This window comes from Candidatus Sericytochromatia bacterium (assembly GCA_035285325.1).
Taxonomy (GTDB): Bacteria; Cyanobacteriota; Sericytochromatia; order S15B-MN24; family JAQBPE01; genus JAYKJB01.
In genome coordinates, this window is record JAYKJB010000106.1 from 24,606 (window position 1) to 31,525 (window position 6,920).

Sequence of the window (6,920 nt, forward strand, 5' to 3'; positions counted from 1 at the left end):
GCCTGGAACGGCATCAACAGGCCGCTCGCGCCCCGATTCTAGGCGGCGTGTGGGCGCACGGTCAAGCGGCCGGCTGTGCGCGCCATCCCTTTTCCCGGGCAGGCAACCTGTTAAGATGGTGGCATGCCGGAATTTTCCACCGCGGCGGAAAGCCAGGTCGCCACCACGCCCAACCACGTGCGCCACTTCCAGTGGAACGACGACTACATCGAACTGCTCAGCCATCGGCTGGAGCTGGCCTCGGTCAAGACCCTGGTCGAACTGGGCAGCGGCCTGGGCTATCTGGCGGGCCTGTTCGGGCTATACATGAAACCTGGGTCTCAGGTGCTGGGCTTCGAACCGTCGGCCGAGATGGTGGCCGAGGCCGAACGTGAGGCGGCCGAACGCCCTTATTCCGTCGCGCATCGCTTCGCGCAGGCTGAGCTGCACCGCCTGCCCCTGGCGGACGGACTGGCGGATCTGGCGATCAGCCACCACGTACTGCCCAATGTGCCGGATGCAGCGGCCGTGGTGGCTGAAATGACCCGCGTGGTGCGCCCCGGTGGGCGCGTGGTGGCCTTCGAACCGAACCATTCGGTGCAGTCGCTGGTGCTGGATGCCGACACCCGCCGCTACGCTCCCGAGGATCGGCTGAAGCTGGTGCGCTACCAGCTCTACTACGAGGCCGGCAAACGGGCACTCGGGCTGGGGGATGACGCCGTCGGCGATGACCTGCCACGCCTCTTCCAGGCCGCCGGCCTGCAGCAGATCGAGGTGCGCATCTCGGACAAGGCTGCGGCCCTGGTGCCCCCCTACGACACCGAGGAAAAGCAGGCCCGCATCCAGGAACTGCGGGACTGGCTCGCCGAATTCCAGCAGAACACCGAACGCATCAGGGCCTGCTTTCTGGCAGGCGGCGGCAGTGAGGCGGAATGGGCCGACTACCATGACTGGGAGCACGCCCAGAGCGACCGCATCGCCGCGGGCATTCAGGCCGGGACCTACTGGCACCCTGGCGGCATGCTGACCTATATCGTGATCGGGACGAAAGCCTGACCGCCTGTGCCCGTTGAGCCTCGCGGATTCAAGGTCCCCCGCGTCGGCTAGTCGTCGGCCTCGCTGCGTCGGAAGCCGCCGAACAGCCGATACCACCAGGCCTGGCGAACGCTGTTCAGCTCGCGCCAGGCGCGGTCGCGTTCTTCGGTCATGGAGCGAAGATTCTGTTCCAGCCGGGCAGCCCGCTCGCTGATGCCGCTGATGGTGGCGCGCTGGTCGGCCATCTCGCTGATCAGGGTGTCCTGGTGCGCATTCACGGTGGCCAGTTGCTCGCTCAGGGCATCGCAGGCGCGCTTGGCGCGGGTCAGCTCATTGCGCACGCTGCGCTTGAGGTCTTCCTGCTCCTGGAACAGGCTCCGCAGCATGTCATCCGGCGTCGCAGGCACCGCGCGGAAAACCAGGTGGGAGACGGTGGCATCGTCGTGGGGATCGAGCGTCTGCAGGACGGTATCGGGAAACAGCTCGGGCGTGACGGATTCCTCACCCTCGAAGAAGGGGGTGCGGTGGGTGTAGAGCTCCACCAGCGCATAGCCGGCAAAGGCCAGGGCCTCGCGCAGGCGATCGCGGTTGTAGCGATGCAGGGCAGAGCCTGGCTCATAGCCGCGCGGCAGCTCGCCCTGAAGCAACTTGAGCCGGTTTTCGCCCCAGGTGGCGTTGGGCACCACCCCGACCACCGACCCATTCTGCGCCAGCACGTCCCGCACGCGCCCCAGAAAATGCAGCGGATCGGCCTGATGGGTCAGGGCGTCTCCCAGCACCACCGCCCCGAAGCGTCGCCCGATCAGCATCTGCGACCAGGTCAGGCTCTCCAGCGCAGCCTGGATGCGCACCTCGGCCACCTGACGCCATTCGACCAGGCGGGCCGCATCGGGGTCGACCGTGACCACGCTGGTGGCCCGCCGCTTGAGCTTGCCAGACCAGCTGGTGCCCGTCCAGGGGCGCAGGCCGAGCACCAGCACCTCGGTGGGATGGGCGATCAGGCGCAGCGTTTCATCCTGGACGTCTTCCTTCCAGCTCTCCGGTAGACGATGGCCCAGGGTGGAGGGGGACGACCAACTCTCGGCCGGAGCGGCCGGCGACTCCAGCGGCGGCACCTCCGCGGACATCAGGGACACGGTGGAAGGCACCGCATTCAACCGCCCCTTCGGCGCGTCATCGACTTCTGCGACCGCCAGCGTGGGCAGCTCGAGCGTCGGCGATTTTTCTTTATCTGCCAGGCGTTTGCGCAGTTTGAAGAGGGTCATGGCGTGTCCGCTGATGGGGGGCCGCGCCTCACTGCGGTGGCGTCGCCCCGATGGGCCGGCTGGACCCGTCTCCCCCATCCGCCAGGCGGCTCGGCGGTTTTCCCGCCCAGGCCAGCTGGTCCATCTCAGGTTTGGATGAAGAAAGCAAGCGGTCCAGAATAACATGATTATGTATCATGTCGACCCGTCCTGTGGCCTCGAATACCCAAGGCAGGCTCGAGGCTGGCACGTAAACGTCGTAGCGACAACGAAAATGCAGCACGCCGCGCTGCGCGCTCGGGACCAGGGAAATCTGCGCCGCACCCGGGAGGCGCACGCGCATCCGGTCCGTCTGGCGCTCGAGCTGGCGACGCAGCAGCCGCACGCCGTGGGCGTGCCAGCTCGGCCGGGCCGCCGGCGTGGAGGCCGGCCTGGCAGCAGCCGGGATGGCCGGCGCGGAGGCCGGGTGCTGGCAGGCCACACCGGCAGCGAGGGCGACAAAGATCAGGGCAGGGCGAATCAGGCGCACGGGGCAAACTCCTTTGAAAACGGGGACGGAGATGCCTTGTTTATCGCCCGAGAAAGACCAATCCGACGCACCACGCGCCCCTGTCAAGGAGCCGTTCGTCGTGCAAGAGACCCCCGTGCTATCATGCCCCTCCCATGCGCATCACCTCCTGGAACGTCAACGGCCTGCGCGCGTGCGAGCGGCAGGGCTTCAACCACTGGTTGGGCGAACTCGCCCCGGATGTGGTCTGTCTGCAGGAGGTGCGCGCTGAACCCGAGCAACTCTCGCCGGCCTGCGCCAACCCTGAGGGCTTCCACGCGGTGTTCAACCCGTGCAAGGTCAAGAAGGGCTACAGTGGCGTGGCCACCTGGAGCCGAGAAGCCCCGCAAGGGGTTTCGCTGCGCCTGGGCGTGCCGGAATATGACGATGAGGGCCGCCTGATCATCACGGCGCACGCCGGGGTCACGATCTACAACGTGTACTTCCCGAACGGCGGCCGCGACCTGGCCCGCGTGCCCTTCAAGCTGGCCTTTTACGAAACGCTCATGGCCGATCTGCAGACACGCCTGGCGCGCGGTGAGGGCGTGGTGGTGCTGGGCGACTTCAACACCGCCCGCACGGAACTCGACCTGGCCAACCCGAAAGCGAACGTGGGCACCACGGGCTTTCTGCCGGAAGAACGGGCCGTGCTGGAGCGCCTGATCGCGCTGGGGTTCCACGACGTCTTCCGGGAAGCCCACCCGGACGAAAAGGGCCACTACACCTGGTGGAGCAACCGTCCCGGCGTGCGGGCGCGGAACATCGGGTGGCGCATCGACTACTTCCTGGTCAGCCCGGCCCTGCGCGGTCGCGTGACGGACGTGCGGCACCAGCCGGAGGTGCTGGGCTCCGACCACTGCCCGATCGTCCTGGACCTGGACCTGCCCTAGGGCTCCCATGGCCGTCACGCCCCCAGCCCACCCTGGCTACGACCTCGCCAAACGCCTCACGGACCTGGGCCTGGCGGGCCTGGCGCTGCTCTGCCTGGCGCCCGTGATGCTGGGGGTGGCCGTGCTGGTGGCGCGGCGCGTGGGGCGCCCCGTGCTGTTTCGCCAGGTTCGTCCGGGCCTGCACGGCAAGCCCTTCGAGGTGATGAAATTCCGCTCCATGAGCGAGGCGCGCGACGCATCCGGGGCCCTGTTGCCGGATGCCGAGCGGCTCGGCTCCTTTGGCCGATTTCTGCGCAGCACCAGCCTGGACGAGTTACCGCAGCTCCTGAACGTGGTGCGCGGCGAGCTGAGCCTGGTGGGCCCGCGCCCGCTGCTGCAGGACTATCTGCCGCTCTACTCGCCGGAACAGGCCCGACGACACGACGTCAAGCCTGGCATCACCGGCTGGGCGCAGATCAACGGCCGCAACGCGATCACCTGGGAGGCGCGCTTCGCGCTCGACGTCTGGTACGTGGACCACCGTTCCTGGTGGCTCGACTTTAAGATCCTGGCCCTGACCGTGCTGAAGGTGCTGCGCCGCGACGGCATCAGCGCGGCCGGTGAAGCCACCATGCCGCGCTTCACGGGCAGTGCGGCGACGTCCGGAGGGGCTCAGCAACCGTAAGCGTCGTGGCAGTCACGCGCCAGCCGCTCGTGCCAGGCGCTGCTGGTCCGTCACAGGCGCACCGCCGGCTCCTGGATGCGGGGAGAACGTCACGCTGCGGCCACCTTGACAAGCAGGCCGGCGCTTTCGAAGCGTGAACCCGGCACGCAAAAAAACGCCCGCCTCCATCACGAAGGCGGGCGCTCGGGCGCGTGGGCGCGCCCTCACCGCGACGGTCAGCGGACCGTCGCGAGCACGCCCGACTGGGCCTTGGCCGCGGCGTAGTTCTTGGCCACCGCGCTCCAGTCGATCACGTTCCACCAGGCCTGGATGTAGTCGGCCCGGCGGTTCTGGTAGTTCAGGTAATAGGCGTGTTCCCACACGTCGATGCCCATCAGGGGCGTGCGACCGGCGGACAGCGGGGTGTCCTGGTTGGCCGACGACTCGACCACCAGCTTGCCGGCGCTGTCGAGCGTCAACCAAGCCCAGCCGCTGCCGAAGCGCGTGGCGGCCGCCTGATTGAACTTCTCCCGGAACTGACCGAAATCGCCGAAGGTCTCATCCAGCGCGGCCTTCAATTCGCCGGCAGGCTCACCGCCGCCGTTGGGCCCCATGATGGTCCAGAACAGGCAATGGTTGAAATGGCCACCGCCGTGATTGATGACGACCTGACGGATGCTGTCCGGCACCCGCGAGAGATCCTTCATCAGCTCGACCACCGACAGCTGAGCCAGCTCCTCGTGCGCCTCGAGCGCCTTGTTGACCGTGGTGATGTAGGTCTGGTGATGCTTGGTGTGATGGATTTCCATCGTGCGCGCGTCGATGTGGGGTTCGAGCGCCGAATAATCGTAAGTCAGGTCTGGAAGCATGAACGGCATCGTATCGTCCTCCTCGTCGTTGGATCCCTGCCGGGCGCCTCAGCTTAAGCCTCGCCCGAAGGCTTGTCAACGGCGCCAGCAAGCGCCAGAGGCCCTTCCAGGCGCGTTTCGGCTGCTCTTCCGGCCGGCATAGTCACGGGCCTTCACGGGTATACGGAGGCGGGATCCCTTTTTCATCCGGAGCCACCGTCGCGATGTCCAACGCCCGTCTTCTGCCCCTGGCCGTGCTGGTCGCCCTCATCGGCACGAGCCTGCCCGCCCTGCCCGCACAGGCGGGTCTGTCGGAAGCCTTGCCGACGCCGCCGCAGATGCCGCTGTCGGTCTCGCCCGAAGCGGCCGGCTGGAAAACCGCCGTGATCGGAGACGTGAAGGACTTTCTGCCCGCGGCCCCGCCGGTCTGGGGCACGCCGGCGGCCAAGGCCGAGATGGCCGAGATCGTCGACTGGCAGAAGCGCCGCAGCGCGGACGACCTGAAGGCCATCAGCTACTGGAACGACGTACCGCCGCCGCTGCGCTGGAGCGAGGAGGTGCGCGCCGAGATCATCACGGCCAGCATGGTCCCCCCCCGCGGCGCACGGGCGCTGGCCCTGGTGCATGCGGCGATGTACGACGCGACCGTGGTCACGTGGAAGGCCAAGGCCCTGCATCATCGCCCCCTGCCGGCCCAGGTCAACCCCTTCCTCAAGCCCGTGGCGGGTGAACCGGGCATCCCGAGCTACCCCTCCGAACACGCCGCCATCTCCATGGCCGCGGCCATGACCCTGGCCGAGCTGTTCCCGGACCACAAGGAGGCGCTGCTGAAGAAGGCGCGCCTGGTCGGGGAAACCCGCGTGGCGGCGGGGGCAGCCTTCCGCAGCGACATCGAGGCGGGCTTCGCGATCGGCGAGAAGGTCGCCAAGGCGGTGCTGGCCGCGCGCGGTGACGACGGCGCCAACAGGCCCAACCCGCCGGTGGCCAAGCTGCCCGGCAAGTGGTGGGTGGAGGCCCCGATGGAATCCGGGGCCGGCCAGTGGCGCACCTGGATGCTGAAAAACGGGCAGCAATTCCGCATGCACTACGACTGGCAGCACGACATGAAGAACCCGACCTTCGCCAAGGCCTATCGCGAGGTCGATGCGATCCACGACACGCTGACGCCGCACCAGATCGAACGCGCCATCTTCTGGAACTTCGATGTGCCGGCGATCCTCTGGAACGACATCGCGCGCCGCGCCGTGTTGACCAAGAAGAAGCCGATCAAGCCGGATTCCATGGGCATCATCTGGTCGGACATCGCCCGCCGGGCGATCGCCAACCAGGTCATGGACACGCCCCATGCGGCGCGCATGTTGAATGTCCTGCACATGACCCTGGCCGACGCCTTCATCGCTTGCTGGGACACCAAGTACGCCAACCGCGTGCCGCGCCCGATCATGGTCGCGCCGGCCGGCAAGAGTCTGCGCACGGTGGTCCCGACCCCGCCCCACCCCTCCTGGCCATCTGGCCACGCCACCGCTTCGATGGCTGCCTCGGTGGTGTTGCGGCAGTACTTCCCGCAGGAGGCCAAGGCCTTCGAAGCGCAGGCCCGGGAGGCTGCCATGAGCCGGCTGTGGGGCGGCATCCACTTCCGCAAGGACAACGACGACGGCCTCAAGCTCGGTGAACGCATCGGCAAACACTGCGTGAGCGAGGCCAAGGCCAAGGGCTGGCTGCCGTAGCCGTCGC

At 67.7% G+C, this 6,920-nt stretch carries 7 protein-coding genes; 4 read left to right on the forward strand and 3 right to left on the reverse strand.

All coding sequences use genetic code 11. From position 1 onward, the window contains the following. Positions 1–123 precede the first annotated feature (123 nt). On the forward strand, positions 124–1,035 hold the full coding sequence (locus tag VKP62_13570) for a methyltransferase domain-containing protein (GenBank protein ID MEB3198224.1): 912 nt from the start codon (positions 124–126) through the stop codon (positions 1,033–1,035). Between the two features lie 47 nt (positions 1,036–1,082). Here the strand turns inward: VKP62_13570 and VKP62_13575 are convergent, their stop codons facing one another. Both VKP62_13575 and VKP62_13580 read right to left on the reverse strand, forming a co-directional pair. Then, a complete protein-coding gene (locus VKP62_13575; GenBank protein MEB3198225.1) occupies positions 1,083–2,279 on the reverse strand; it encodes a methyltransferase domain-containing protein in 1,197 nt (398 codons plus the stop codon). Between the two features lie 28 nt (positions 2,280–2,307). Continuing rightward, the gene (locus tag VKP62_13580) at positions 2,308–2,787 is read right to left on the reverse strand and encodes a hypothetical protein (GenBank protein MEB3198226.1); all 480 of its coding nucleotides are present in this window, start codon (positions 2,785–2,787) and stop codon (positions 2,308–2,310) included. Between the two features lie 134 nt (positions 2,788–2,921). Between VKP62_13580 and VKP62_13585 the strand changes: the two genes are divergently transcribed. After that, positions 2,922–3,695 carry an exodeoxyribonuclease III gene (locus tag VKP62_13585; GenBank protein MEB3198227.1) on the forward strand — a complete coding sequence of 258 codons (774 nt, stop codon included), beginning with the start codon at positions 2,922–2,924 and terminating at the stop codon, positions 3,693–3,695. Between the two features lie 7 nt (positions 3,696–3,702). Beyond that, complete coding sequence (locus VKP62_13590; protein ID MEB3198228.1) at positions 3,703–4,359, forward strand: sugar transferase; 657 nt, start codon at positions 3,703–3,705, stop codon at positions 4,357–4,359. A gap of 215 nt (positions 4,360–4,574) precedes the next feature. On the opposite strand, the gene VKP62_13595 is transcribed toward VKP62_13590, so the two are convergent. Continuing rightward, entirely contained in the window at positions 4,575–5,216 is a 642-nt protein-coding gene (locus VKP62_13595; GenBank protein ID MEB3198229.1) for a superoxide dismutase, read from the reverse strand. A gap of 194 nt (positions 5,217–5,410) precedes the next feature. Here VKP62_13595 and VKP62_13600 point away from each other — a divergent pair, with 194 nt between their 5' ends. Next, positions 5,411–6,913 carry a phosphatase PAP2 family protein gene (locus VKP62_13600; protein ID MEB3198230.1) on the forward strand — a complete coding sequence of 501 codons (1,503 nt, stop codon included), beginning with the start codon at positions 5,411–5,413 and terminating at the stop codon, positions 6,911–6,913. The last annotated feature ends 7 nt before the right edge of the window (positions 6,914–6,920 follow it).

What these genes read in the sequence shown, in the direction of transcription:
- VKP62_13600 (MEB3198230.1), top strand. Translation starts at nt 5,411, where the DNA reads ATGTCCAACGCCCGTCTTCTGCCCCTGGCCGTGCTGGTCGCCCTCATC.
- VKP62_13585 (MEB3198227.1), top strand. Translation starts at nt 2,922, where the DNA reads ATGCGCATCACCTCCTGGAACGTCAACGGCCTGCGCGCGTGCGAGCGG.
- VKP62_13590 (MEB3198228.1), top strand. Translation starts at nt 3,703, where the DNA reads ATGGCCGTCACGCCCCCAGCCCACCCTGGCTACGACCTCGCCAAACGC.
- VKP62_13570 (MEB3198224.1), top strand. Translation starts at nt 124, where the DNA reads ATGCCGGAATTTTCCACCGCGGCGGAAAGCCAGGTCGCCACCACGCCC.
- VKP62_13575 (MEB3198225.1), bottom strand. Translation starts at nt 2,279, where the DNA reads ATGACCCTCTTCAAACTGCGCAAACGCCTGGCAGATAAAGAAAAATCG.
- VKP62_13595 (MEB3198229.1), bottom strand. Translation starts at nt 5,216, where the DNA reads ATGCCGTTCATGCTTCCAGACCTGACTTACGATTATTCGGCGCTCGAA.